This is a genomic window from Rhodococcus sp. SORGH_AS_0303, from assembly GCF_030819335.1.
GTDB lineage: Bacteria > Actinomycetota > Actinomycetes > Mycobacteriales > Mycobacteriaceae > Rhodococcoides.
The window spans coordinates 1,792,949-1,818,997 of sequence record NZ_JAUTBO010000001.1 but is presented as its reverse complement, the minus strand read 5'-3'; the positions used below and the strand labels follow the sequence as shown (position 1 = coordinate 1,818,997).

At 68.1% G+C, this 26,049-nt stretch carries 20 protein-coding genes and 1 tRNA gene; 16 read left to right on the top strand and 5 right to left on the bottom strand.

The annotated features are described in order from the left end of the window. Positions 1-14: 14 nt before the first annotated feature. From QE449_RS08580 to QE449_RS08560, 5 genes are all read left to right on the top strand, one after another. Positions 15-1,379 (top strand): CdaR family transcriptional regulator, encoded by a 1,365-nt coding sequence (locus tag QE449_RS08580; protein ID WP_081821256.1) that lies wholly within the window; start codon positions 15-17, stop codon positions 1,377-1,379. A 128-nt stretch (positions 1,380-1,507) separates the two neighbouring features. Continuing rightward, positions 1,508-2,425: an ACP S-malonyltransferase gene (locus QE449_RS08575; RefSeq protein ID WP_027505757.1), complete on the top strand. Its 918-nt coding sequence runs from the start codon at positions 1,508-1,510 to the stop codon at positions 2,423-2,425. A gap of 191 nt (positions 2,426-2,616) precedes the next feature. Continuing rightward, positions 2,617-2,928 carry a meromycolate extension acyl carrier protein AcpM gene (acpM, locus tag QE449_RS08570; protein ID WP_027505756.1) on the top strand — a complete coding sequence of 104 codons (312 nt, stop codon included), beginning with the start codon at positions 2,617-2,619 and terminating at the stop codon, positions 2,926-2,928. 8 nt (positions 2,929-2,936) lie between these two features. Continuing rightward, on the top strand, positions 2,937-4,187 hold the full coding sequence (locus tag QE449_RS08565; RefSeq protein WP_027505755.1) for a KasA/KasB family beta-ketoacyl-ACP synthase: 1,251 nt from the start codon (positions 2,937-2,939) through the stop codon (positions 4,185-4,187). A 130-nt stretch (positions 4,188-4,317) separates the two neighbouring features. Continuing rightward, the gene (locus tag QE449_RS08560) at positions 4,318-5,751 is read left to right on the top strand and encodes an acyl-CoA carboxylase subunit beta (RefSeq protein WP_056445733.1); all 1,434 of its coding nucleotides are present in this window, start codon (positions 4,318-4,320) and stop codon (positions 5,749-5,751) included. 13 nt (positions 5,752-5,764) lie between these two features. On the opposite strand, the gene QE449_RS08555 is transcribed toward QE449_RS08560, so the two are convergent. Both QE449_RS08555 and QE449_RS08550 read right to left on the bottom strand, forming a co-directional pair. Next, positions 5,765-6,268, bottom strand: a complete 504-nt coding sequence (locus QE449_RS08555) for a DUF3145 domain-containing protein (RefSeq protein WP_027505753.1) — start codon at positions 6,266-6,268, stop codon at positions 5,765-5,767. 147 nt (positions 6,269-6,415) lie between these two features. Beyond that, positions 6,416-7,243: a serine hydrolase gene (locus QE449_RS08550; RefSeq protein WP_307108632.1), complete on the bottom strand. Its 828-nt coding sequence runs from the start codon at positions 7,241-7,243 to the stop codon at positions 6,416-6,418. A 71-nt stretch (positions 7,244-7,314) separates the two neighbouring features. On the opposite strand from QE449_RS08550, the gene QE449_RS08545 reads away from it, so the two are divergent. Then, positions 7,315-9,555 carry a molybdopterin-dependent oxidoreductase gene (locus QE449_RS08545; RefSeq protein WP_307108631.1) on the top strand — a complete coding sequence of 747 codons (2,241 nt, stop codon included), beginning with the start codon at positions 7,315-7,317 and terminating at the stop codon, positions 9,553-9,555. On the opposite strand, the gene QE449_RS08540 is transcribed toward QE449_RS08545, so the two are convergent. Beyond that, the gene (locus tag QE449_RS08540; protein WP_307108630.1) at positions 9,474-11,318 is read right to left on the bottom strand and encodes a bifunctional diguanylate cyclase/phosphodiesterase; all 1,845 of its coding nucleotides are present in this window, start codon (positions 11,316-11,318) and stop codon (positions 9,474-9,476) included. The genes QE449_RS08545 and QE449_RS08540 overlap by 82 nt on opposite strands. Before the next feature lie 244 nt (positions 11,319-11,562). On the opposite strand from QE449_RS08540, the gene QE449_RS08535 reads away from it, so the two are divergent. The 4 genes from QE449_RS08535 (at position 11,563) to QE449_RS08520 (ending at position 16,790) form a co-directional block, all read left to right on the top strand. Then, positions 11,563-11,976, top strand: coding sequence for a PAS domain-containing protein (locus tag QE449_RS08535; RefSeq protein ID WP_307108629.1), 414 nt, complete (start codon positions 11,563-11,565; stop codon positions 11,974-11,976). Positions 11,977-12,014: 38 nt separating this feature from the next. Further along, positions 12,015-12,767, top strand: a complete 753-nt coding sequence (locus QE449_RS08530; protein ID WP_222638404.1) for a hypothetical protein — start codon at positions 12,015-12,017, stop codon at positions 12,765-12,767. Positions 12,768-12,772: 5 nt separating this feature from the next. Further along, entirely contained in the window at positions 12,773-14,887 is a 2,115-nt protein-coding gene (locus tag QE449_RS08525) for an Rv1355c family protein (RefSeq protein WP_307109694.1), read from the top strand. 112 nt (positions 14,888-14,999) lie between these two features. Continuing rightward, on the top strand, positions 15,000-16,790 hold the full coding sequence (locus QE449_RS08520) for a bifunctional diguanylate cyclase/phosphodiesterase (protein ID WP_307108628.1): 1,791 nt from the start codon (positions 15,000-15,002) through the stop codon (positions 16,788-16,790). Between the two features lie 3 nt (positions 16,791-16,793). Here the strand turns inward: QE449_RS08520 and QE449_RS08515 are convergent, their stop codons facing one another. Then, positions 16,794-16,940, bottom strand: a complete 147-nt coding sequence (locus QE449_RS08515) for a hypothetical protein (protein ID WP_197027787.1) — start codon at positions 16,938-16,940, stop codon at positions 16,794-16,796. A gap of 67 nt (positions 16,941-17,007) precedes the next feature. Between QE449_RS08515 and QE449_RS08510 the strand changes: the two genes are divergently transcribed. Continuing rightward, positions 17,008-17,081 (top strand) — tRNA-Ile (locus QE449_RS08510). Between the two features lie 223 nt (positions 17,082-17,304). Next, entirely contained in the window at positions 17,305-19,626 is a 2,322-nt protein-coding gene (locus QE449_RS08505) for an EAL domain-containing protein (protein WP_307108627.1), read from the top strand. Between the two features lie 3 nt (positions 19,627-19,629). Here the strand turns inward: QE449_RS08505 and QE449_RS08500 are convergent, their stop codons facing one another. Next, positions 19,630-20,370: a GAF and ANTAR domain-containing protein gene (locus tag QE449_RS08500; RefSeq protein ID WP_056445747.1), complete on the bottom strand. Its 741-nt coding sequence runs from the start codon at positions 20,368-20,370 to the stop codon at positions 19,630-19,632. 197 nt (positions 20,371-20,567) lie between these two features. Between QE449_RS08500 and treS the strand changes: the two genes are divergently transcribed. The 4 genes from treS to QE449_RS08480 all read left to right on the top strand — a co-directional run bounded on the left by treS (position 20,568) and on the right by QE449_RS08480 (position 26,034). Next, on the top strand, positions 20,568-22,751 hold the full coding sequence (gene treS / locus QE449_RS08495; protein WP_027505747.1) for a maltose alpha-D-glucosyltransferase: 2,184 nt from the start codon (positions 20,568-20,570) through the stop codon (positions 22,749-22,751). Positions 22,752-22,788: 37 nt separating this feature from the next. Beyond that, positions 22,789-23,736, top strand: a complete 948-nt coding sequence (locus QE449_RS08490; protein WP_307108626.1) for a methionyl-tRNA formyltransferase — start codon at positions 22,789-22,791, stop codon at positions 23,734-23,736. 103 nt (positions 23,737-23,839) lie between these two features. Continuing rightward, positions 23,840-24,940: a diguanylate cyclase gene (locus QE449_RS08485; RefSeq protein ID WP_307108625.1), complete on the top strand. Its 1,101-nt coding sequence runs from the start codon at positions 23,840-23,842 to the stop codon at positions 24,938-24,940. A 59-nt stretch (positions 24,941-24,999) separates the two neighbouring features. Continuing rightward, positions 25,000-26,034, top strand: a complete 1,035-nt coding sequence (locus QE449_RS08480; protein WP_307108624.1) for an NAD-dependent epimerase/dehydratase family protein — start codon at positions 25,000-25,002, stop codon at positions 26,032-26,034. The last annotated feature ends 15 nt before the right edge of the window (positions 26,035-26,049 follow it).

Below are 26,049 nucleotides of genomic sequence, written 5' to 3'. Positions count from 1 at the left end.
GTAGGTTCTTGTCCATGGCCGACATCGCTCCCGATTCCCCCGACGGTTCGCCGGAGGGGGAATCGGAGCGTGTCCGGGAACGCCGCGAGCTCCGCCGCGCCGCCGCGGAGGCCCACCGACCCGGTGGCGCGATCCGCGCGAGACAACAACGAGTCCCGCTTCCCGACGCGTTGCTGCGTCGGGTCAAGCAGTTCTCGAGCAGGCTCTCCACCGAGGCGCTGACCCAGATGCAGGATCAGCTGCCGTTCGTGAGCGACCTCGATGCGTCGCAGCGCGCGAGTGTGCAGATGCTCGTGCAGACGGCCGTCGTCAACTTCCTCGAGTGGTTGCAGAACCCCGACAGCGACATCCGCTTCAGCCTCGACGCGTTCCAGGTCATCCCGCAGGATCTGGCGCGGCGCCTGACTCTGCGGCAGACCGTCGACATGGTGCGGGTCGCCATGGAGTTCTTCGAGCAGTGGCTCCCGGCCCTGGCGCGCAACGATCAGCAACTCGTCGCGCTCACGGAAGCAGTGCTGCGCTACGGGCGCGAGCTCGGATTCGCCGCCGCGTCGGTGTACGCGAGCGCGGCCGAGTCGCGTGGCGCGTGGGACACCCGGCTCGAGGCCCTCGTGGTGGACGCCGTCGTCCGCGGCGACACCGGCTCGGACATGCTCTCGCGTGCCGCGACCCTCAACTGGGACGCGACCGCGCCGGCCACCGTGCTCGTCGGATCGCCTCCACCGGATCAGGGCGTCTCCGTCGTCGGGACCGTGCACACGGTGGCGCAGCGCCACCATCGCGCCGCGCTCGCCGTCGTGCAGGGCACGCGTCTGGTCATGGTGGTCTCCGGTCATCTCTCCGGCGACCCGACCAGTGCCGCCTTCCTCGACGACCTCATGCGCAACTTCTCCGACACCCCGGTGGTCATCGGCCCGACGACCCGCACCCTCGGCGCCGCGCACTCGAGTGCCGTGGAGGCGTTCGCGGGGATGCAGGCGGTGGTCGGATGGCGAGGAGCACCGCGGCCGGTGCACGCGGGTGAACTATTGCCGGAACGAGCGTTGCTGGGCGATCAGGCGGCGGTCACGTCGCTCAACGAGCTCATCGTCCAGCCGCTCCAGGCTGCCGGATCGGCACTCTCGGACACGCTCGATGCGTATCTCGATTGCGGCGGAGCGGTCGAGACGTGTGCCAGGTCACTGTTTGTTCATCCAAATACTGTGCGATATCGGCTCAAGCGAATCGCGGAGGTGACTGGTCGGGATCCGACCAATGCCCGTGATGCGTACGTCCTGAGAATCGCGGCAACAGTGGGTCGCCTGTCGCAATCCCATAACGAAAGCCCATCACCGATAACAACAGTCACAGCCGGAACATTTGGGAATCTCATACAGTAACGGATCTTGCGCCAGGAACGATGCGACCCATCCTGCAGGGCGTTTGTAGGGTTCTGACAAATACGACCGACAAGGTTCATCGCGTAGAACATCTCCTGAAACGGCCTTCACAGTGTTTTCTTAGTTCCGTGATTGCAGTGCTTTCGCCCGGACAGGGCTCTCAGACACCCGGCATGCTCGTGCCGTGGCTCGGACTCCCCGGGGCCGCGGATCGTCTCGCCCTCTGGTCGCAGGCGTCGGGCCTCGACCTGACGCGGCTCGGAACCACCGCCACGGCGGAGGAGATCACCGACACCGCCGTGACCCAGCCGCTCGTCGTGGCCGCTGCGCTCCTCGCCTTCGAGGAGATCGAGCGGACGCACGGACTGCCGGAGAACATGGTCGTCGCCGGCCACTCCGTCGGTGAACTCGCCGCAGCCGCCGTCGCGGGCGTCATCTCCGCCGACGACGCCGTCGCTCTCGCCGCGATCCGCGGCGCCGAGATGGCCAAGGCCTGCGCACTGGCTCCGACCGGCATGTCCGCCGTACTCGGTGGCGACGAGGACGCGGTCCTCGAGCGTCTGACCGAGCTCGGCCTCGAGGCCGCCAACCGGAACGCCGCCGGCCAGATCGTGGCCGCCGGTCTCCTCACCGACCTCGCCGAGCTCGCCGCGAACCCGCCCGAGAAGGCACGCATTCGCCCGCTGCCCGTCGCCGGCGCGTTCCACACGCGCTTCATGGCACCCGCGCAGGACGCCGTGGTCGCCGCAGCTGCCTCCATCACGCCGTCCGATCCGACGCGTCGCCTGCTCTCCAACCTCGACGGCCGCGAGGTCACCTCCGGCGCGGACGCACTGGCCAAGCTCGCCGGCCAGGTCACCCGGCCCGTCCGGTGGGATCTGTGCACAGCGACGCTGCGCGCGGCCGAGGTCGCCTCGATCGTCGAGCTCCCGCCGGCCGGCACCCTCGTCGGGATCGCCAAGCGCGAGATGCGCGGCACCCCGACGGTCGCCCTCAAGACTCCGGAGGACGTCTCCGGCCTCACCGCCCCGGTATCGGTCGGTTAGGTTACTGCGCGCAACCCCGCCGGTCCGTCACGGACCGGGCCGGGGATGCGCATCGCTCACCACACGTCGTGAGGTGAGCGGGGCCGGTACGTAGCCGGCCCGACTCGAGAACGAGCGTTCGTCGAGACAGCATCCGCACCGGCGCACAGTCGCGCCGTGTGCACAGTTCCTTACACGAAGGGAGCCACTCCGTGGCCACGCAGGAAGAACTCATCGCCGGACTCGCCGAGATCATCGAAGAGGTCACCGGCATCGAGCCGTCCGAGGTGACCGTCGAGAAGTCGTTCGTCGACGACCTGGACATCGACTCCCTCTCCATGGTCGAGATCGCAGTGCAGACCGAGGACAAGTACGGCGTCAAGATCCCCGACGAGGATCTCGCCAGCCTCCGCACCGTCGGCGACGCCGTGAACTACATCCAGAAGCTCGAAGCCGAGAACCCCGAGGCCGCCGAGGCCATCAAGGCGAAGCTCGACAACCAGAGCGACTCCGCAGGCGAGTGAGCACGACCGTGACCACGCCCAGCACAGCCAACGGGGGCTTCCGCAACGTCGTCGTGACCAGCCTGGCGGTGACCACCTCCATCGCCGGTGACGTCGACGCGACGTGGAAGGGACTGCTGAACGGGGAGAGCGGCATCGACGTGCTCGAGGACGATTTCGTCACCGAGTTCGATCTTCCGGTTCGCATCGGCGGCCATCTGGCCGTCAATCCATCAACTCTTCTCTCTCGCGTCGAACAACGACGCATGAGCTACGTCGAGCAGATGGCATACGTCCTGGGCAAGGAGGTGTGGAAGAACGCCGGCAGCCCCGAGGTCGACTCGGAGCGGTTCGGCGTCTCGATCGGCACCGGCCTGGGCGGCGGAGACGCGCTGCTCGACGCCGACAAGAAGATGCGCGAGGGCGGGTACCGCAAGGTGTCCCCGCTCGCCGTGCAGATGATCATGCCGAACGGACCGTCGGCTGTCGTGGGGCTCGACCTGGGTGCACGCGCCGGTGTCATCACACCGGTCTCGGCATGCTCGTCGGGATCGGAAGCGATCGCTCACGCATGGCGGATGATCGTCATGGGCGACGCGGACATCATGGTCACGGGTGGGGTCGAGGGACACATCGACGCGGTGCCGATCGCGGCCTTCTCGATGATGCGTGCCATGAGCACACGCAACGACGATCCGCAGGCGGCCTCGCGGCCGTTCGACAAGGATCGTGACGGCTTCGTCTTCGGCGAGTCCGGTGCGCTCATGGTGATCGAGAGCGAGGAGCACGCCAAGGCTCGCGGCGCGACGATCCATGCTCGCCTTCTCGGCGCCGGCATCACCTCGGACGGGTACCACCTGGTGGCTCCCGATCCTGCCGGAACCGGTGCGGCGCGTGCGATGCGCCGGGCCATCGAGACGGCGGGACTGACGGCGCAGGACATCTCGCACGTCAACGCCCACGCCACGGCCACTCCCATCGGGGACACGGCCGAGGCCACCGCGATCAACGCTGCGGTGGGCAACCACGCATCGGTGTACGCACCGAAGTCGGCCCTCGGGCACTCCATCGGCGCTGTCGGCGCCCTGGAGTCGATCCTGACAGTGCTCAGCATCCGGGACGGGATCGTTCCGCCCACGCTGAACCTGGACAACCAGGATCCGGAGATCGACCTCGACGTCGTGTCGGGCGAGGCCCGTCGCGGCGAGATCGAGTACGCACTGAACAACTCGTTCGGATTCGGTGGGCACAATGTTGCGCTCGCCTTCGGACGCCACTGACGGCTCCGCAGCCGTCACGGCGTGACAGTCGTACGCGCACGAGGGCGGAGGTCCGGCGACCGCGGTCGCCGGGTCTTCGCCCGCACCACCACTCCCCTGCCGGGAGCGGCAGTATGAAGGGGAGAACACGATGACCGTCCTCGCTCCGCACACCCGCCACTCCTCGTCGCGTGACCCGCGCGACCCCCTCGCTCGTCTCGAGAAGCTCTTCGACTCCGGTACGACCACCCCGCTGCACGACCGTGACAAGTCCGGTGTGCTGGCCGCCTCGGGTGAGATCGACGGAGTCCGCACCATCGCCTACTGCTCCGACGCCACCGTCATGGGCGGCGCCATGGGAGTCGACGGCTGCAAGCACATCGTCTCCGCCATCGACGAGGCCCTGGACTCGGGAGCGCCCATCGTCGGCATCTGGCACTCCGGTGGGGCCCGTCTCGCCGAGGGCGTCGAGGCTCTGCACGCCGTCGGGCTGGTCTTCGAGGCCATGGTGCGTGCGTCGGGCACCGTTCCGCAGATCTCGGTCGTGCTCGGATTCGCCGCCGGCGGCGCCGCGTACGGACCCGCGCTCACCGACGTCGTGATCATGGCCCCCGAGGGCCGGGTCTTCGTGACCGGTCCCGACGTGGTGCGCAGCGTCACCGGCGAGCAGGTCGACATGGCCTCGCTCGGTGGGCCCGACACCCACTTCCGCAAGTCCGGCGTCTGCCACATCGTCGCCGACGACGAACTCGACGCCCTCGCACGGGGACGTCGGCTCGTGTCGATGTTCAGTGAGCAGGGCGAGTTCGACCTGGCCGCCGCCCAGCACGGCGACACCGATCTCAAGGCACTCCTGCCCGCGTCGAACCGCCGCGCGTACGACGTGCACCCGGTCATCAACGAGCTGCTCGACAACGTCGAGGGCGAGTCGTCCTTCGAGGAGTTCCAGGGTGGTTGGGCGCGCAGCATCGTCACCGGGCTCGGCCGCCTCGGCGGTCGCTCGGTCGGTGTCATCGCCAACAACCCGATCCGCCTCGGTGGGTGCCTCAACTCCGAGTCCGCCGAGAAGGCCGCCCGCTTCGTCCGCCTGTGCGATGCCTTCGGCATACCGCTCGTCGTCGTCGTGGACGTCCCGGGATACCTCCCGGGCGTCAGCATGGAGTGGGAGGGCGTGGTCCGCCGCGGCGCCAAACTGCTGCACGCGTTTGCGGAGGCCACCGTGCCCCGCGTGACACTGGTGACCCGCAAGATCTACGGCGGCGCATACATCGCGATGAACTCACGGGCTCTCGGAGCAACGGCCGTCTACGCCTGGCCGGAGTCCGAGGTCGCGGTCATGGGCGCCAAGGCGGCCGTGGGCATCCTGCACAAGAAGGCACTGGCAGCGGCGCCCGATCACGAGCGCGAGGCGCTGCACGACCGTCTGACGGCCGAGCACGAGGCCATCGCCGGTGGTGTCGAGCGGGCCGTGGGCATCGGCGTCGTGGACGCGATCATCGATCCGGCCGCCACCCGCAGCACTCTCACCCGCGCGCTGGCGGACGCCCCGGCGCGCCGTGGTCGCCACAAGAACATCCCGCTCTGAGTGGTGTCGCTCACTAACTCGCGAGCCAGGTGACCTCTCCGCCGACTCCACCGAGACGGAACTGTTCGAGCTCCGCGTCCCAGGCGGTACCGAGAACGTGATCCAGCTGCGCGTACACGTCGCCGCGTCCCTGTTCGAGGATCGACCGCAGCCGCTGCTCGCCCACCATGACGTCGCCGTTGGCACTGGTGGCGCCGTGCCACAGGCCGAGGCCGGGCACGTGCGCGAAGCGTTCACCGTCGACACCCTCACTGGGGTCCTCGGTGACCTCGAAACGCAGCATCTGCCATGAGCGCAGCACGCTGGCCAACCGGGCGCCGGTGCCCACGGGGCCGGTCCAGTTGGTGGTGGCCCGCAGTTGACCGTCGAATGCGGGCTGCGCGGTCCACTTGAGATTTGCTCGGCAGTCGAGCGCATCGGACAGCGCCCATTCGACATGCGGGCACAGCGCGGCCGGCGACGAGTGAATGTAGACGACACCCGTGGTCGAGTCCGCGAATTGGTTCAGTGCGTTCACCGTTGCCTCCAGCTTCGACGAGGGACGTCTTCCCCAACGGCCTGACGCGTCTGCTGATGTACGGCTTCTACCAGTGTGCCTCGAGTTACCCCTGTTACACCAGTCGTTCGGTGTGTCGGGTGGGTTCCGGCGGCGTGTCGCGGCGGGTCACACGCCCGCGAGCACCGTGTCACCCAACGCGGTCCACAACGGCTTGGCCCAGTCCCCGAAGGCGCGGTCGGCGAGCACGACGCACGAGACGCGGGCTTCGGGGTCCACCCAGAGGAACGTTCCCGACTGCCCGAAGTGCCCGAACGTGCGCGCCGAGTTCGTCTCCCCCGTCCAGTGCGGCGACTTGTGGTCACGGAGCTCGAAGCCCAGACCCCAGTCGTTGGGTCGCTGCGACCCGTACCCGGGGAGGATGCCTCCGAGTCCCTCGAACTGCACGCTCGTCGCCTCGTCGACGGTCTGGCGGGAGACGAGCGTCGGTGCGAGCAGTTCTGCCGCGAACGCCTCCATGTCGCAGAGATTGGAGCGGGCTCCGTGGCCGGCCGACCCGTGCAGCTCGGTCGAGGTCATACCCAACGGTTCGAGCACGGCGGCGGACAGGTACTCCCCGAACTCGATGCCGGAACGCTCGGTCACGTGCTCCGCCAGGATCTCGAAGCCGGCGCTCGAGTAGATGCGCTTCGTCCCCGGCGCCGTGGTGGGCCGTCGATCGTCGAACGCGACTCCCGAGGTGTGGGCGAGAAGGTGTCGGACGGTGGATCCTTCGGGTCCCGCCGCCTCGTCGAGCTCGACGGCACCCTCCTCCACCGCGACGAGCGCCGCGTAGGCGACGAGGAGCTTGGTGACCGAGGCCAGTTCCTGCACGCGGTCCCGATCACCGTGCCGCGCGGCCACGTCGGGACCGTCGGTGATCACCGCGGCCGACACCGCCGGGACCGGCCAGTCGGTGAGTGAGGACAGAATCTCGGATGCGTTGCCGGTGACCACGAGCCCGACTGTAATTCACACTCGTCACAGAATCTCGATGCGTCCGGGTACACGCGACTAGCGTGCGTGGAATGACCTCGGCTGGAACCACCCGCACCGCCCACGGCACCTGCACCCTCTGCGAGGCCATGTGCGGACTCGAGTACACGGTGACCGACGAGGGTGTGCAGTCCGTCCGCGGGGACAAGAAGGATCCGTTGTCCCGCGGACACATCTGCCCCAAGGCGACCGCGCTCGTCGACATCCTGAACGACCCCGACCGTGTCCGCCGACCGCTGCATCGCACCGAGTCGGGGTGGCGCGAGATCGGGTGGGACGAGGCGGTGGACCTCGTGGCGCGACGCCTGTCCGCCATCCGTGACGAGCACGGCGCCGACGCCGTGGGTGTCTACGCGGGCAACCCCAACGTGCACAGTCTCGGCGCCATGACCCACGGCATCCCGTTCCTGTCGATGCTGCGCACCCGCAACCGGTACTCCGCCACGTCGCTGGACCAGTTGCCGCACCAGCTGACCAACATGTTGTTCTACGGGCATCAGCTCCGTCAGCCGATCGCCGACATCGACAACACCGACTTCTTCCTCGTCCTCGGCGCCAACCCGATGGCGTCGAACGGATCCATGATGACGGTGCCCGATTTCGGGAAGCGGGTGAAGGAACTGCGCGCACGTGGCGGGCGCATGGTGGTGATCGACCCGAGGCGCACCGAGACGGCGGACGTCGCCGACACCCACCACTTCATCCGTCCCGGCACGGATGCTCATCTGCTGCTGGCGCTCGTTCACGTCGTCCTGGCCGACGGCGCCGCAACCCCCGCCCCGTACGTCGACGGCGTCGAGGGTGTGACCGAGGCGGTGGCGGCGTTCACGCCCGAGGCCGTGGCACCCCTCATCGGTATCGACGCCGACGTGATCCGCACGCTGGCATGCGATCTCGCGAGCGCCGGATCGGCCGCGGTCTACGGCCGGATGGGTGTCTCCACCCAGGAGTTCGGCACCGTGTGCCAGTGGGCGGTGCACGTCCTGAACATCCTGACCGGCAATCTCGACCGGGTCGGCGGCGTGCTGTTCACCGATCCGGCCGTCGACCTGATCGCGAACAAGATCACCGGCCGCGGTCATTTCGACAAGTGGCGCAGCCGGGTGCGGGATCTGCCCGAGTTCAGCGGCGAGCTCCCGGCGTCGACCCTCGTGGACGAGATGACCACCGACGGGCCCGGGCGCGTCCGCGCCATGGTGGTGGCGTCGGGCAACCCGGTGCTGTCGATGCCAGGCGGCCCCCGACTCGACGACGCGTTCGCCGGGCTCGACTTCATGGTGTCCTTCGACATCTACGTCAACGAGACCTCACGCCACGCCGACATCATCCTGCCGTCCACGGTGGCCCTCGAGCGGGACCACTACGACCTGATCTTCTCGACCTTCGCGGTGCGGAACACCGCCAAGTTCAATCCGGCCGTCCTGCCGAAAGAGGCCGACGCGCGCCACGACTGGGAGATCTTCCGCGATCTGAGTCTGCGCTACGCCGCCGTCCGCCGCCGCGGAACGCGCGCGCGGACCCTGGGTCGGGTGAACGCCGCGGCCGTGGTCCGTGAGGTGCGCACTCGGCTGTCCCCCGCCCGAACAGTCGAACTCCTGCTGCTGCGCGCTCGCGGGGTCACTCTGCGGACACTTCGGAAAAACCCGCACGGCACCGACCTCGGTCCGCTGCGTCCCGGACTGCCGGGCAAGCTGCTCACCCGCGATCGGCGTATCGGTCTGATGCACGACGTGATCACCCCGGACATCGACAGACTGCGGAGCGCTCTACTCGCCGCGACGCCGTCCGCGGACGGCGAACTGCTCCTGATCGGGCGCCGCCACGTTCGCAGCAACAACTCGTGGATGCACAACGCGCCGCGTCTCGTGAAGGGCAAGCCGCGCCACGGTCTGCTGGCACATCCCGCCGATCTCGACCGTCTCGGCATCGCCGACGGGGACACCGTCGAGGTCGTGTCCGCCGCCGGCTCCGTGCGCATCGAGGTGACGGCGAGCGACTCGGTGATGCCCGGCGTCGTGAGCATCCCGCACGGTTTCGGGCATGACCGCGACGGTGTGCGACTGACGGTGGCCCGCGACGTCCGCGGACCGAGCGTCAACGACCTCACCGATCCGGACCGCGTCGAGGGCGTCGCGGGAAATGCCGTCCTCAACGGTGTCCCGGTGACGCTCCGGCTCGTCAGGACCGACGATCAGGACACGTCGAGCAGCCGGGTCCCGTCGACGAGCAGCGAGCGGAGGGTGGGTTCGTCGACGGGCGGACAGATGGCGTGACCCTGCGCGCGGTGGCAGCCCAGCTCGACCAGAGTGCGCGCCGCCGTGGACGTCTCGACCCCGTTGGCGACGACGTCGAGCCGGAGTGACCGAGCAAGTCCGATCATGACCGAGACGAGCGCACGATCGTCGCCGTCCACGCCGAGCCCGTCGGTGAAGTGCCTGTCGATCTTGAGCACGTCGAGCGGCAACCTCTTGAGATGCAGCAGTGACGAGTACCCGACACCGAAGTGGTCGATGGCCGTCCTGATTCCCTTGTCGCGCAGGGAGGTCAGGGCTGCGCCCGATCGCGCCACCGAATCCACCACCGCGACCTCGGACAGCTCCAGGCAGAAGCAGGCCGGGGCGATCCCGTGGGTCCGCAGGACGTCCGCCACCTCCTGCGCGAAGTCGCGCACGGCGAGGTGGACCGGTGAGATGTTCACGCGCAGAACCAGGTCGGTGCGACCCGTGGCGTCCCGCCAGCTCACATACGCCCGGCACGCCGCATCGATGACCCAGCGCCCGAGTTCCGGGGCGAGGTTCGCCGCGTCGGCGATGGGCACGAACACGTCGGGCCCGAGCATGCCGCGGGTCGGATGCGGCCAGCGGACGAGAGCTTCCACTGCGGTGATCTCACCGGAACGCAGGTCCACCTCGGGTTGGAAGTGCAGCACCAACCGGTCGTGAGAGATGGCATGGCCCAGCGTCAGCTCGACGTCGGTCCGCAGGTCGTTGGTCGCCGCGATCTCGTCCGAGTAGAGGACGACGCCGTTGCCACCCGACGACTTCACGTGCAGCGCCGCCTGATCCGCCCGGCGCAGCATCTCCGACGGATCCGCGGTTCCCACGGCCACGCCGATACTCGCGGTGCGGGTCACCCTGTCGTCCCCCACCACCATCGGCTCGGCGACCACCGACCGGACCATCTCCGCACGCTCCGCACCGTCCTCGGCCGTGGGCGCACCACCGAGGACGACGACGAACTCGTCCCCGCCGAGCCTCGCCACCACGTCCCCCTCCGGCAGTCGGCGGCGGATGCGGTCCGCGACGGTGCGCAGGAACTCGTCACCCATGCGATGGCCGAGGAAGTCGTTGAGAGCGGCCAGCCGGTCGATGTCCACGAACAGCACGCCCACCGCGGTGCCGTCGCCGGCGCGCCCGTCGAGCAGCTCGGTCAGCCCGTGACGGTTCATCAGCCCGGTCAGTTCGTCGATCATCGCGGTGTGGCGCAGTTCGTTCTCCGCGGCCACGCGCCTCTGCACCTGAGCGAGCATCGCTCCGACCGCAGTGACGGCCTCGAGCTCCTCCGCGGTCCACTGGCGGTCGGCGAATCGAACGAAACCCAGGACGCCCAGGGTGCGGCCGTCGCCGAGAAGAGGGACCGTCACCACCGTCGTGGCCGACACCCCGGATCCGTTCTCGATCCGCTCTCGGTAATTCTCGGGTTGATCGTTCGGCCGGTAGATCTGGACTCGATCCTGCTCCCGGGTGACGGCGAAAACCGGATCGGCATCGGCGAAGTAGACGACACCGAGAGGATCTGGAACCGGTACGACCGGACGGGGCGGCCACTCGGCGACGAGCACAGTGGCATCGACGTCGGAGTCGTTGTGGCGGAGGAAACAGGTGTCCATCTCGAAGTCGACTGCGAGATCACGGAGCAGTCGGCGATACGCGACGACGACGTTGGCGGCGTCTGCGCCGAGAAGCCGGGTCGCGAGTTCCGAGACCAACGCATTCAGCGGACGCCGAACATGCGCCGAGCCGTCGATCGCTTCCATGACTTCTCCTGAAATCCCCCGGACGACGCATGCCCCCGCTGCGGCGCCCTACCCCCACGATCGACGCCACACCGCCCGCCGATGTCGCAGCTCGAGTGGCGTCGTAGTGCACTCTGCACACCATCTGATCCGAAAACGACGTGACCTGCAACTCATGACATCCCACAACAAAATGGGTTTCGTGCCGGTTTTCCCTGGTGGACGACCAAGCACTTCCGTAAGGCACTGTGCCACAATGGATCACATGTCGGGTACGGAAGCTATCGATGCACGTGTCAACACGACGCTGATGCGCCGCTCCACGCAGTCCGAACTGTCCAGTCTCTACACCCGCGTCGTCCGATCGACGCGAGCGACGACCGTGCACGACTCCTCGGGAGCCCTGGCGTTCTACAACTCCGCTTGCAGCAGCCTGCTCGGGTACGAGGCGGACGAGCTCGCGGCCGTGCCGTCGTCCTCCATCCTCCATCCTGCGGACAGTGCAGCCCTCGTTAACGCGACAGAGCGCGCGTACTTCACAGGGTCCGTTGCCACGCGTCTCCGGCTGGTCCGCAAGGACGGCCGGGCAGTGGAGGTCGACATGGCCATGTCCCGCATGGTGGTGGGCGACCGCCGCTACCTGATGGTCGAGTCGACCCCGGTCGACGCGGTCGCCTGACTTTCCCTCGGCTCACCCTCACGACGCAGGAGTGCCTCATGTCGGCCCCGTCAGCGTTGCCCTTCTCCCCGGTCCGGGCGCACACTCAGGGTCACTACGTCGACAGACACTTCGGTTGCACGATCATCGCGACGACGCCTTCCAGCAGACCTGATCTGTGGACTCGCTTCCTCAAGGGTGCACACCGTAGCTACACCCACCACGACGTTCTGCCGGCGCTGGAACACGACACCATCCGCGACGGCTCGACCACCGCTCTGTTCTTCTGCGCGCTGGACACCTCCGGGGCGATGCTCGCCGGTGCCAGACTGCAGGGGCCCTACACCGACGCGCGAGACACGCATGCCGACATCGAGTGGCGGCATCACCCGATCGGCCGGATGGTACTGCGGCAGATGGTCGACGAGCGGTTGGGGCGCGGAGTCGTGGAGCTCAAGACTGGTTGGGTCGAGTCGACGGCGGCACGCGATCGTCACCTCGCCGACGTCATCGGGTACGCCGGACCGCTGGGCTGCTCGCTGTTGGGCGCCCGCTACGCGCTGGTCACGGCAGCGGATCATGTGGTGCGAATGTGGCAGAGCACCGGCGCCGTCACAGCTGAGTCCGTCGAACCGGCCGTCTACCCCGACGATCGCTATCGCACCCGCGCTCTGTGGTGGGATCTCGAGAGCTATCGCGACCGGGCCGATCCACGCCATGTGCGCCGAATAGACGACGCAGCAGCCCAATTGGCACATTCGTGGGCGGCCACCGCCGTACCCGACCGATCGACGAGGAGCCCAACTCGGTGACCGACATGCTGGTGGACCCCACTCGGGCGGACGACGCCACACCCACGATTCTCGACCCGCGGTCCCCGAGCGACCGAGTGGTCGTCGAGTCTCTGCTCGGCGACGGTGTGACCGTCGTTCTCGACACACTCGACGCCCAGGCACGGGGACTGTCCGCTCTGGTCCCTCGGCCCGATGCCGACGTTCTGGACGAATCCCCTCGCTGGGTGCATTATCCGTGGCGCCGCACGCTCGTCCGCGTTCTCGGGCCTCGCGGGTTCCGGCGGCTCCGGCTCGACCGCAACCGCAACAAGATCACCGCCGAGGAGCAGGACCGGTTCGGCGCGGCGAAGATCGGCGTCGTGGGTCTCAGCGTGGGGCACGCGGTCGCGCACACCCTGGCCCTCGAGGGACTGTGCGGGGAATTGCGGGTCGCCGACTTCGACGAGTTGGAGCTCTCCAACCTCAACCGGATCCCGTCGACCGTTCTCGACCTGGGCGAGAGCAAGACCGACATCGTCTCCCGGCGCATCGCCGAGCTGGACCCTTACCTGTCCGTGCGCGTCGAAGCACGCGGCATCACCGCCGACACGGTCGACGACTTCCTGGACGGCCTCGACATCGTCATCGAGGAATGCGATTCCCTCGACGTGAAGGTCCTGCTGCGTGAAGCCGCCAAGCGGCATCGCATCCCGGTGATCATGGAGACCAGCGACCGCGGTCTTCTCGACGTGGAACGGTTCGATCTCGAGCCCGATCGTCCGATCTTCCACGGCGCTGTCGGCACGCTCTCGTCGGGCGCCCTCACCGGTCTCAGCACGCGCGACAAGGCACCCCACGTCATGTCGATCCTCGGTGCATCCGACGTGTCCGCGCGGTTCGCCGCGTCCATGGTCGAAGTCGACCGCACGATCTCGACGTGGCCGCAGCTCGGGAGCGACGTCGCTCTGGGTGGAGCGACGGTCGCAGCGGTGGTGCGGCGCATCGTGTTGGGGCAATCCATGCCGTCCGGTCGCACTCGTATCGACGTCGACGGCGCGCTCGACACCCTCGGAACGACCGAGAGCGCCGGGGACCCCATAGACGAGCCGGCACCGACGACGGCGCCCACGACACCGACCTCGGTCGTGGACTCGATGGTGGAGGCCGCTCGGCGCGCACCGTCCGGCGGCAACGTTCAGCCGTGGATCGTGACGACGTCCGACGACGTCGTCACGATCACGCTCGATCCTCTGCGCACCACCGGTCTCGATGTCGCGCACCGCGGGAGCCGAATCGCCGTGGGCGCCGCGGTGTTCAACGCTCGGGTCGCCGCGGCCCGAGCCGGACTCACGGCGGTGCCGACCGTCGTCGACGAGGGCGACGGTCGCGTACGCGTCGACCTGACAGTGGCGCGAAGGCCGGACACTGCCCTCGCTCCCCTCCACGAGGCCATGATGCGGCGTTCGACGAACCGTCACCCGGGCACACCGACCGCCCTGGCCGACGAGGTCGTGCGCGACCTGTGCGCGGCGGCTGAAGCGGAGGACGGCTCAGCGGTCGTGATCACGGATCGGGCGGCGCTGTCCGAGATCGGCGAGATCCTGGCGGAATCGGACCGACTCCGCTACCTCACCACCACGCTGCACGCCGAGATGATGTCCGAACTGCGGTGGCCCGGAGACGACGACCCGGACACCGGTATCGATGTCGCCACTCTGGCCCTCGACGCCACCGACCTGGTCAAGCTCGACGTCGCCCGACGACCCGACGTGATGCGTCTTCTCGCGGACTGGGACGCCGGCACGGCGTTGGGCGACGACACGCGCGATCGGATGGCGACCACGTCCGCGGTACTCGTCGTGTTCGCGCCGGGAACCACCGGCCGCGATCACGTCGTCGCCGGCGGTGCAGTGGAGCGTGCGTGGATCACGGCCGAGTTGCACGGTCTGGCAGTCCATCCCGTGTCTCCCGTGTTCCTCTACGCCTCGGAGGAGCACGAATTCGACGCTCTGTCCCCGCGTTACGCCGAGCGACTACGCGCACTGCGTCACCGCTTCCTCGATACCGCTGGTCAGCCGCGAGACAAACCGGTCGGCCTCGTATTGCGACTGTCTCACTGCGCAATTCCCGCCGTTCGAAGTCGGCGTCGACCTCGCTGACGGCACTCTTCGCGGTACAGTCGGCTGAACGAGTGCAGTCCAGCGCTCCGCAGCCACGCGAGGAGACCCGACGTTGGAGCGCCGTCCGAGCTTCGACGTATTGGTGACCCGGGTGGCGACCCACCTGATCGGCGTGAACGCCTCGACGGTTGCTGCAGGATATCGGTCCGCGCTGGAGGACCTGGTCGACTATTTCGCTGTCGACGCAGGGTTCCTGCGACATCATGATCGGTCCCGTCGAGCCACACACATGGTGGCCGAGTGGCCCGACAGGGTCGACGTTCCGGATCCTGATCCACTCGGAGTCGTACATTTTGCCGACGCGGACCCGGTCTTCGCCGCCGCGGAGTTCCTCCGTGAGCCGCTTCTCTTTCGTCCGGACCCAGCCATGGAGGACTATCGGCACCGCGTGGAGGCGGCCTCGGGATACACGAGCACCTCCATGGTGTCCGTACCCCTGCTATCTCACGACATCACCACCGGGGTCATCGGACTCGTGGCGTCGGGCGACCGCGAGTGGTCGGACGAGGAGGTCGACGCGCTCGAGGCGATCGCCACCCTCTTCTCCCAACTGCAGGCTCGGATCGACGCCGAGGAGCACCTGCAGTGGGCCGCCACGCACGACGCGTTGACGGGGTTGCTCAACCGGCGGGGTGTCTCGGAGCTGCTGTCCGCTCGACTCGCCGGGGGCGGTGACGCATTCGCGGTGCTCTACTTCGACCTCGATCGCCTCAAGGCCCTGAACGATTTCCTGGGGCACTCGGCCGGTGACACGTTCCTCCGCACGGTCGGTGCACGGCTGCAGCGGCATTCGGACGCGGACACTCTTCTCGCACGGTGGGGCGGCGACGAGTTCGTGGTCGTTCTTCCCGGTCCGATGACGGAGGACGACGCGTACGCCGAGGCCTGCCGCATTCTCACCGTGGTGACCGCACGGGTCGACATGGCGGGCGAGTACGTCTCACGTACGGCCAGTATCGGTGTCGCACTGGGCATCCCCGGCAGCGGTACGGTCGATTCGGTGATCGCGGACGCCGACCAGGCTGCGCTGGCCGCCAAGACGGCCGGGGGCAATCAGGTCTCGCTGTTCAGTTCCGAGATCCGCGAACGCAACGAGTTGCAGAACGACATCGAGCTGCATCTGCGCGCAGCGATCGAGGGCGAGTCACTGCTCCTGTACTTCCAACCCGAGATCGACCTCACGACCGACCGCATCACCGCGGTCGAGGCCCTGGTGCGGTGGCAGCATCCCACCCGGGGCATGCTGCCGCCCGTCGAGTTCATCGCCATCGCCGAGGCCGTCAACCTGGCCACCGACCTCGGACGGTGGGTGCTCCACACCGCGTGCAGAACGTACGCGTCGTGGCGCTCGACGTTGGGAACACTGGACATCGCACTGCGGGTCAATGTGTCACCCGCACAGTTGGTCTCGCTCGACTTCGTGCACACCGTACGAGAGGCGTTGTCCCGGTACTCCCTCGAGCCGCAGTACCTGTGCATCGAGATCACCGAGGTGGCGGTGGTCCACGACATCGTCCTGGCCGCACGGGCTCTGCGCGACATCCGTGCACTCGGGGTACGCGTGGCCATCGACGACTTCGGCACCGGGTACAGCTCGCTCTCGCATCTCAAGACGCTGCCGGTCGACGCCGTCAAGATCGATCGCGAGTTCGTCACCCACCTCGCGACCAGTAGGGACGACCGCGCGATCGTCGAGGCCGTCACCGCCCTCGCTCGGGCCTACGACCTCGACCTCATCGCGGAGGGGCTCGAGGACGTCGACGCCCGTGCCGTGTTGCTGGAACTGGGGTGCTCGCGCGCGCAGGGGTACCTCTACGCCCGCCCCCAGCCCGCCGACGTCGTCCTCGAGATGCTGCGAGTCGGAACGCTCACACCGAGCTGAACGTCAGCCCTCCGCCTGATCGGGCTGCGTTCCGGCCGCGTCGTCCAGTTCCGACGGGTCCGCGTCGGGGTCGCGCGAGGAGTCGTAGGGCCTCTCCGAGGAGGTCGAGGGTTCGTCGGACACGGGCGAGTCGCCGTTCGGTTCGGTCATGCGGCACGCGTACCCGCGGCCGCCGTCGCTGATCCTGCCCAGGTATCGTGAGCGCGCGTCAGCGCCGGGGGCGGTAGCTCAGTCGGTTAGAGCCGTGGACTCATAATCCATTGGTCGCGGGTTCGAGCCCCGCCCGCCCCACTCGGACCCTTCGCCTTCCCACACCTCGGTCGTCAGGCCAGGACGTCCCCCTCGCCGGGACACCGTTGTCCCGACACGCACACACCGTCGTTTCGGCTGTTCGTCTGCTATATTTTGAACTCTAGGTTTGTTTCGAAGCGATCGACCCGGCTACCCGTCTGTTCGTCGACTCCGAACGGTGACGAGAGAGGCAGGACCGACGGCAGAGCCGTGAGGAACGACGATGATGCCCGACGAGGATGGATCAGACCCGCGCCCGACGCTGTCGGAGGCCTTCATGTCCTCGCGACTCGGTCTCGCGACGGTGTTCGACCATTCCCCCGACGTGGTGCTCGTGTCCACGTCCGACGGCCGGATCGTCCACGCGAATCCCGAGGCGTCGAGGACTCTCGGACTCGACGGCGGTGAGCACGGGCCGTCGGACGATCCGACCGTGGACGCCGTCGTCGTCCCCACTCCCCCCACGACGCTCACGGACATCCTCTCGGCTGTCCAGCTCCACGGAACTTGGCTCGGCCGAACAGAACTGGTGCATCACCTCACAGGAGAAAGGCTCGCGGTGTCCACCTCAGCATTCGCCGTACGCGGCCACGACGACGACTCGTCCCTGGTCGTCTCGATCCATCGCGACGCCTCTGCACAGAATGCCGACGACCATCTCCTGCAGAAGGCTCTGGACGCGTCGACCTTCCGGGCGTCCGAGCAGCGGGTCGTCGCCGAGCTGAGCAGGCTCGCTCTGCGCGGCCGGCTCGACGACCTTCTGTCGGCGGCCACCGACGCCGTCGTGACGCTGTACGGGGCGCGGTGCGCCGTCATCACCCGCGCGCACGACCTGCCTGCCACTCTCGAGATCGTCGCCGCCACGGGGGACGACGCACCGCACGATCTGTGCGCCACCGGACCGTCCTCCTCGATCACCGCGTTCGCCAGCCGATCGGCCACCCGGATCGTGTGGTCCGGGGACGCGCACGAGTCCAGGTTCGACGTCGCCGCCCTCGTCGCGGGTGGTGTCGAGAACGCGGTCGCCGTGCCGATCGACGGCACCGGCCAGCCGTGGGGTGTGTTGACCGTCCTCGGGGTCGACTCGCGCTACCTCTCCTCCGCCACCGGGTCGTCCGTGCCGATCATCGACATCACGACGGCGGGGCCGCCGATTCTGGTCCCGGACAATCCGATGCTCGACACCGGTGCCCTCGACACGGTGTCCGACGTCGTGTCCGCAGCCGTGCATCGTGTCGGCGTCGAGAGTGAACTGCGCTACCGCAGCCTCCGGGACCCGCTGACGGGGCTCCCCAATCGCGCGCTGGCGTACGACCGCATCGAGTCCGCCGTCGAGCGGGGCGTCGCGAAGGCCACCACGACGGCCGTCATGCTCATCGACCTCGACGACTTCAAGTCCATCAACGACGGGCTGGGGCACGAGGCGGGCGACTCTGCTCTGGTGTCCATCGGCAACCGCCTCACTCGGGCATCGCGCCCCGGCGACACCGTGGCTCGCCTGGGCGGCGACGAGTTCGTGGCGGTCTGCGAGAACCTCTCCGGTCCGGAGGAGTCGATCGCCGTGGCGCAGGCCTACGCGGACGCCGTGCGGGCGGCCATCGTCGTCGACGGCAACGAACTGCGCATCACCGCGAGCATCGGCGTCGCGTTGGCGGACGACACCGTGCCCGGAAACGAGCTCATTCGCCGCGCCGACGTGGCGATGTATCGCGCGAAGGACACCGGTCGCGGGAACGTCGCGGTGTTCGACACCGACGATCGAGAGCACCGCCGCAACCAGTTGGCTCTGTCGGCCGATCTCCGGTCGGCTCTCGACAGCCAGATCCTGACGCTCGCGTACCAGCCCATCTTCGACATCGCGACCGGCCGCATCACCGCCGTGGAGGCACTCGCGCGGTGGCAGCACCCCACCCTCGGCTCGGTGAGCCCGGAGACCTTCGTCCGGATCGCCGAGCGCACGGGCCAGATCAACACCCTCGGCCTGTGGGCTCTGCACACCGCCTGCGTGCAGGCGGCGGAGTGGCAGGCCATCTCGGACGTCGGCGTGCGGGTCAACGTCAGTGCCCTGCAGCTTCGCCAGCCCGAGTTCGTGGCCAGCGTCGCCCGCATCCTCGCCAGTTCCGGTCTGCCGGTGGGCCGACTCGGCCTGGAGATCACCGAGACGGTGTGGCTCGCGGACACGGCGCAGGTGCGGGACGCCCTCACCGAACTGCACGAGATGGGCGTGTCCATCCTCCTGGACGATCTGGGCAGCGGCCACAGCTCCGTCACCTACCTCAGCCGGTATCCCGTCATCGAGGCGTTCAAGATCGATCAGACGTACATCCAGGCCATGCCGGGCAAGCAGCCCGAGGCCATCGTGTCCGCCATCGTGTCCCTGGCACACGCGTTCGACGTCGCCGTCGTCGGCGAGGGTGTCGAGTCACAGGCCCAGTTCGACCGTCTACGGGACAGTGGTTGCGATCTGGCCCAGGGCTTCTGGCTCGCCCACCCGGCCAGCGCGAACGAGGTCACCTCGATGCTGCTGGAGCGACGCGCCGGCTGACCGTCAGCCGGCCGGATCGGTCCTGGTGGCGTCGCGCACGAAGTCGGCGGCCACCTCGCGAACTCGCACGTTCCGGCGCTGCGCCTCACGCGAGAGCACGTCGAACGCGGCGTCCGCGTCGAGACCGCGCATCGCCATCAGAATGCCCTTGGCCTGCTCGATGGGGGCGCGTCGCGCCATGGCGTCACGCAGTCCGCTCACCGTGGTGGTGGCGTCGGTGTAGCGAGCATGCTCTCCGATGGCCCGTCCCACCGTGGTGGTGAGGCTGTCCAGGATGTCGGCGTCCATGTCGTCGAAGGCGTCGGCGGACGAGCCGTACAGGTTGAACGAGCCGATCACGCCGTCGAGGGTCCTGATGGGCGAGGCGAGGAACGAGTGCACACCCTCGGTGCGCGCCGCGGCCGCGAACTCCGGCCACCGCTGCTCGGTGCTGTCGCAGTCGACGACGATCGTGGTGTCGGTACGGGACGCCTCCAGGCACGGACCCTCGCCGGTCTCGTACTGCATCTCGTCCACCGCGAGGGTGGTGCTGTCGGTGTAGACCGCCGTGTACGTGGTGCCGTCGTAATCGATTGTCACGCCGCAACTGTCGGCGCCTCTGATGACGTCGTGCGCGAGATCCACCGACCGCTGCAGCAACTCGCCGAGCTCGTCCGTGTCCTCGATGCGTCGACCCAGCGAGCCGACGATCTCACCGAGTCGTTCGGGTGTCAGGCCACCTTCGGCCCGCCCTTCCGTGTCCATTGCACCATTCGATCACACGCCCGCCGATCCACCGAGGCGTGTTCGGCACACTCCGTCGGTCCGTGCGTAGTCTGAGGTGCGGTCGGCGTTTCGGTTCGTCGACCCTCGGGTAGTTCCCCGGACGGCATGCAGACCAGGCACGCCTGTGGGAGCTTCCCATCGAAGATGTCCGCGCGTCCCGTCACATCGGAGGAACAGTGGATCCGGAAGTTCAGCACGAACCCAGCGAGATCACGTACGACGAGAGCTTCTACCCGGCCAGGCCTCGCCCGTTGAAGCCGTCGGTGCGTCGTGCGTACCGCACCGCGGGCGCGCTGCCCCAGGGTGACGCCGACGCCTCCAATCCCGAGTACGTGTCGTGGCTCGTCGACCGGTCGATGCTGCACGATGCCAAGCTGATCGCGGAACAGTTGTCCGGCAAGGGCAGCATGTGGCAGAACCCCTACGCGTCGCCGGATCCGCGCGGAGCCGTCGAGCGCGCACCCGTGTGGTTCACCGCGTATCCCATCTCGCTCATCGCGGCTCCAGGACAGAGCTTTCTCGGCACGCTCGGCGACGAGGCTCTGTGGCAGGTGTTCTCGGACATCGGCATCACGGCCGTGCACACCGGCCCCGTCAAGGAGGCCGGCGGACTGCACGGGTGGCATGCCACACCGTCGGTCGACGGCCACTTCGACCGCGTCAGCATGCAGATCGACCCGGCGTTCGGCTCCGAGGAGGAGTTCCGGCGGCTGTGCGTCGTCGCGTCCGCCTACGAGGGCATCGTCATCGACGACATCGTCCCCGGACACACCGGCAAGGGCGCCGATTTCCGATTGGCGGAGATGAACGTCTCCGACTACCCCGGCATCTACCACATGGTGGAGATCGAACCGCAGGACTGGCACCTGCTCCCCCGCGTGAAGGCGGGCCAGGACTCGGTGAACATCGATGCCGAGTCCGAGGCCAATCTCGCTCGTGCCGGGTACATCGTCGGCCAGCTCCAGCGCGTCATCTTCTACGAGATGGGCGTCAAGGAGACCAACTGGAGTGCCACGCCGGTCATCCGCGGAGTCGACGGGGTCGAGCGCCGCTGGGTGTACCTGCACTACTTCAAGGCGGGTCAGCCCTCCATCAACTGGCTCGATCCCTCGTTCGCCGGTATGCGCCTCGTCATCGGCGACGCCTGCCACTCCATCGCGGACCTCGGCGCCGGCGCACTGCGTCTCGACGCCAACGGGTTCCTCGGAGTCGAGCGCCGGACCGAGGGTCCGGGATGGTCCGAGGGCCACCCGCTCTCGGAGGCCGCCAATCACCTCATCTCCAGTGTGGTGCGCAAGATGGGTGGCTTCACCTTCCAGGAGCTTAACCTCACCATCGACGACATCAAGGCGATGGGAAGCAGCGGCGCCGATCTGTCCTACGACTTCATCAACCGCCCCGCCTATCACCACGCGCTCGTCATGGGGAACACCGAGTTCCTCAGGCTCACCATGAATCTGGCGCGGGACCACGGTGTGGACACCGCCTCGCTGGTGCACGCGCTGCAGAATCACGACGAGATGACCTTCGAGCTGGTGCACTTCGCGACCCTGCACCGTGAGGACGAATTCTCGTACGGCGGCGACGTGATCAAGGGCGGCGATCTGGGTGACCAGATCCGCGCCGAACTGTGCGAACGACTCACCGGCCGGTGGGCGCCGTACAACCGCACGTTCACCAACAACGGGATCGCCTGCACCACCGCGTCGGTCATCACGGCGTCGTTGGGCATCCGCGACCTCGACCGGATGGACGACACCGATATCGAGACGGTCAAGCGCGCCCATCTCATGCTGGCCATGTACAACGCGCTGCAACCGGGCGTGTTCGCGCTGTCCGGCTGGGACCTCACCGGCATCCTCCCGGTGCCGGCGGAGGAGGTCGCCGATCTCATCCGTGAGGGCGACACCCGCTGGATCAACCGTGGGGCTCACGACCTCATGAACACCTCGCCCGACGCCACCCGGTCGGAGTCCGGGATCCCCCGAGGCCGCAGTCTCTACGGCTCGTTGCCGGAGCAGATGAAGGACTCGACGTCGTTCGCGCGTCAGCTGTCCCGCATCCTCGATGTGCGGACGAGGTACGGCATCGCGACGGCCACCCAGCTCGACGTCCCGTCCGTGTCGCACAAGGGGCTGCTCGTCCTGGTGCACCAGCTGGGCAACGGATCCATCTCGGCGACGGTGCTGAACTTCACGGGCGACGAGATCCACGCGACGGTGCAGTCGAAGCACCTCACCGGCGGGGCCACGGTGGTGGACCTGTTCACCGACCAGGACATCGCCGTCGTCGACGAGCTGGGCAGTTTCCCGATGACCCTGCAGCCCTACCAGGGCGTCCCGGTGATGCTCAGGGGCTGATGCCGAGAGGTGGCCGGGGAAGGTTAGGCTAACCAGCATGCGAGTGGCGATGTTCGGCTATCAGACCTGGGGACACACGACGCTTCGGACGGTCATCGAGTCCGATCACGAGGTGGTCCTGGCCGTCACCCATCCTCCCAGTGAGCACTCGTACGAGTCGATCTGGTCGGATTCCGTGGAAGATCTGGCACGCGCCCACGACGTGCCGGTCCACCTCGCCCTCACTCCGGACGATGCGCTGCGCGTCGCGTTGGAGGAGGCGAAGCCGGACATCATCGTCGCGAACAACTGGCGCACCAAGCTGCCCCGGTCCATCTACGACATGCCGCCGCACGGCACCCTCAACCTGCACGACTCACTGCTGCCCCGGTTCACGGGTTTCTCCCCCGTGATCTGGTCGCTGATCAGCGGCGCGGCCGAGACCGGCCTGACCGCGCACCGTATGGACGACGAACTCGACACTGGCGACGTCGTCATCCAGCGGTCCGTTCTGATCGGCCCGCGCGACACCGCGACCCAGTTGGTGCAGGCGACCATCGACCTCATTCCCGAGGTACTGCTCGAGGCACTCGGCGCGATCGAGAGCGGCACCGCGGTGTGGACCCCGCAGGACCTCTCGCAGCGGACGTTCTTCCACAAGCGTGCGGACATCGACAGCCGTATCGACTGGACGTGGCCGGCAGAGGACATCGACCGTCTGGTCCGCGCTCAGTCCGACCCCTACCCCAACGCGTGGACCCATCACCGTGGCCGTCGGCTCCGCATCGTCGAAGCGCATGTGTCGCAGGGCATCTACGGCGGTACACCCGGTCGCGTCTTCATCCACGAGGGTGACGGCATGGCGATCGTCTCCGGCCCGAACGCCCACCTCGGCCGTAACCGAGCGCTCGTGATCGACGCGGTGCGCACCGAGGACGACGACCGCACGATCCCTGCTGCGGAGTACTTCCCCCGCGGCGGCGGGTACCTCACCGACGCTCCCTGACGTCCGGTTCCGGCAGGTCGGGCGAACGGGATCACGAACGGGTCGGGTCGAGTACATTTCACCTGGAAGCGGGTGACGGGGGCTGGTCACGAGGACGGTCTACATGGCGAGAATCACCGGTCCCGGTTCGTGGACGGACCGTGCGCAGCACTCACGGACGGTGTGGCGATCCACGGCGCGCGCGGGTGATCCGGTGCGCTCCGACCTCGTCATCGTCGAAGGACTCGCCACCATCACGGCACTCTGCACGCTCCTGTTCGGCGCTGTCCTGGTCTGGATGACGACGGCCGACGACTACGCGTTCTCCTGGTGGTCGAAGACCTACACCTTCGGGGTCACGGTGACCGCCGCAGTCACCTGGTGTGCGTTGCACACCCCGCGTGCCGGCATCTTCTACCGGCACACGGACGCGGTAACCCTGGTGGCCGCGATTCTCGTCGTCGGCAGTCCGGTCCTCGCCTATGCCAGCGCGGGGTCTGCGTACCCGGCCTTCGGACTCGTTCTGGCCATCGTGGCCTTCGCCGGAATACTCCAACGTCGCGCCCACATCGTCACGTTCACCACGCTGGCGGTGTGCGCGTGGACGGCGTTGGCGGTGGCTCACGGCACCGACGTGAGCGTGCAGACCTTCGCGGTGTCGGTGCTGCGAACCGTTCTCGTCGTCGCGGTCATCCACTACTTCCGCATGAAGACCATCGACCTGCTGTGGGAGAAGTATCGGATGGTCGACGAGCAACGTGCCAGGGCCGACTCCCTGTCGCACGTCGACGATCTGACCGGCCTGGCGAACCGTCGCGGCCTTCAGCGACGTGCGGCGACCGAACTCGATCGGTGCCGACGAGAGTCTCGGCCCGTGAGCGTTCTCTACCTCGACGTGGACGGTCTCAAAGATGTCAACGACACCCTCGGGCACGATGCCGGAGATGCCGTACTGGTAAGACTCGCCGAGATGCTGGGGACCGCGTTCCGCGGCAGTGACATCGTCGCCCGCGTCGGCGGTGACGAATTCGTCGTGGTCCTCCCCGACACGGACCGGACCGTGGCGCTGGATCTGAGCGCGTCCATCCGCGATCTCTCGATGACCACCGAGGTGTCCGTCAGTGTCGGACTGGCAGTGTGGAGTCCGGGACCACACGCGCCGGATCTCGACGACCTGACGAGGCGCGCCGACAACGCGATGTATCGGGTCAAGTCACGGCGCTGAACGGCGACGCGGGAGCCGGATACCCGTTTGGCTCCCCGACGCACGGGTATCGCCACGACATGCCGGAACAACGCAGTGGGCTCGTCGTGGCCGTGACCGGAGCGACGGGAAACCTCGGGACCTCGGTCGTCGACGCGCTGGTCGTCGACCCGGCGGTCTCCGCAGTCCGTGCGATCGCGCGGCGCTCGCCCGTGCCGACGAACGGTCGTCCGGCGTGGGCTCCCGCACGGACGACGTTCGTCGAGGCGGACATCGCACGGGACGACCTGGTTCCGCTGTTCGACGGAGTCGACGTCGTCGTACACCTGGCGTGGCAGTTCCAGCCGTCGCGCGATCCGGTGCAGACCTGGGACGTCAACGTCGTCGGCGCGATGCGGGTCTTCGACGCCGCGGCGGCGGCCGGAGTGAGCGCGTTGGTGCACGCGTCGTCGGTCGGTGCCTACTCCCCGGGATCGAAAGACGTTCGGGTGACCGAGGACTGGCCGACGCACGGCTGGCAGGGCGCGGCCTACACGCGCGAGAAGTCGTATCTCGAGCGTGTGCTCGACCGGGTGGAGACGCGGAATCCCGACCTCCGGGTCGTCCGGATGCGCCCGGCCTTCGTCTTCGAGGCGTCGGCGTCCACGGAACAGCGTCGACTGTTCGGCGGACCCATCGTCCCGGCCCGGCTGGTGCGACCCGCGTTCGTCCCGGTCTTCCCTGACATCGCGGATCTGGTGTTCCAGGGAGTGCACTCCCGCGATGTCGGACGAGCATTCGCCGCGGCGGCGGTGCGCGAGGTGTCGGGCGCGTTCAACCTCGCGGCGGACCCCGTCATCACCCCGGCCACCTTCGCGGAAATTCTCCGCGCGCGGTTGATCCCTCTGCCCGCGTCCGCGGTGCGACTCGCCCTCGATGCTCTGTTCACCGCACGCCTCGTTCCCACCGACCCCGGCCTGTTCGACGCGGTGCTGCGGCTTCCCATCATGGACTCCGGTCGCGCCCGCGACCTGCTGGAGTGGGCGCCTCGACACACCGCGCAGGACGCTCTCGCCGAGTTCGTCCGCGGCGTGCACGAGGTGGAGGACGCCCCGACCCCGCCGCTGTCCGCGTGACCCGGCGGCGGTTTG

Bases quoted from the DNA above. Each gene is read 5' to 3' on its own strand.
- QE449_RS08580 (WP_081821256.1), top strand. From the start codon at position 15: ATGGCCGACATCGCTCCCGATTCCCCCGACGGTTCGCCGGAGGGGGAA.
- QE449_RS08560 (WP_056445733.1), top strand. From the start codon at position 4,318: ATGACCGTCCTCGCTCCGCACACCCGCCACTCCTCGTCGCGTGACCCG.
- QE449_RS08545 (WP_307108631.1), top strand. From the start codon at position 7,315: ATGACCTCGGCTGGAACCACCCGCACCGCCCACGGCACCTGCACCCTC.
- QE449_RS08540 (WP_307108630.1), bottom strand. From the start codon at position 11,318: ATGGAAGCGATCGACGGCTCGGCGCATGTTCGGCGTCCGCTGAATGCG.
- QE449_RS08535 (WP_307108629.1), top strand. From the start codon at position 11,563: ATGTCGGGTACGGAAGCTATCGATGCACGTGTCAACACGACGCTGATG.
- QE449_RS08530 (WP_222638404.1), top strand. From the start codon at position 12,015: ATGTCGGCCCCGTCAGCGTTGCCCTTCTCCCCGGTCCGGGCGCACACT.
- QE449_RS08525 (WP_307109694.1), top strand. From the start codon at position 12,773: ATGCTGGTGGACCCCACTCGGGCGGACGACGCCACACCCACGATTCTC.
- QE449_RS08515 (WP_197027787.1), bottom strand. From the start codon at position 16,940: ATGACCGAACCGAACGGCGACTCGCCCGTGTCCGACGAACCCTCGACC.
- QE449_RS08505 (WP_307108627.1), top strand. From the start codon at position 17,305: ATGATGCCCGACGAGGATGGATCAGACCCGCGCCCGACGCTGTCGGAG.
- QE449_RS08500 (WP_056445747.1), bottom strand. From the start codon at position 20,370: ATGGACACGGAAGGGCGGGCCGAAGGTGGCCTGACACCCGAACGACTC.
- QE449_RS08490 (WP_307108626.1), top strand. From the start codon at position 22,789: ATGCGAGTGGCGATGTTCGGCTATCAGACCTGGGGACACACGACGCTT.
- QE449_RS08485 (WP_307108625.1), top strand. From the start codon at position 23,840: ATGGCGAGAATCACCGGTCCCGGTTCGTGGACGGACCGTGCGCAGCAC.
- QE449_RS08480 (WP_307108624.1), top strand. From the start codon at position 25,000: ATGCCGGAACAACGCAGTGGGCTCGTCGTGGCCGTGACCGGAGCGACG.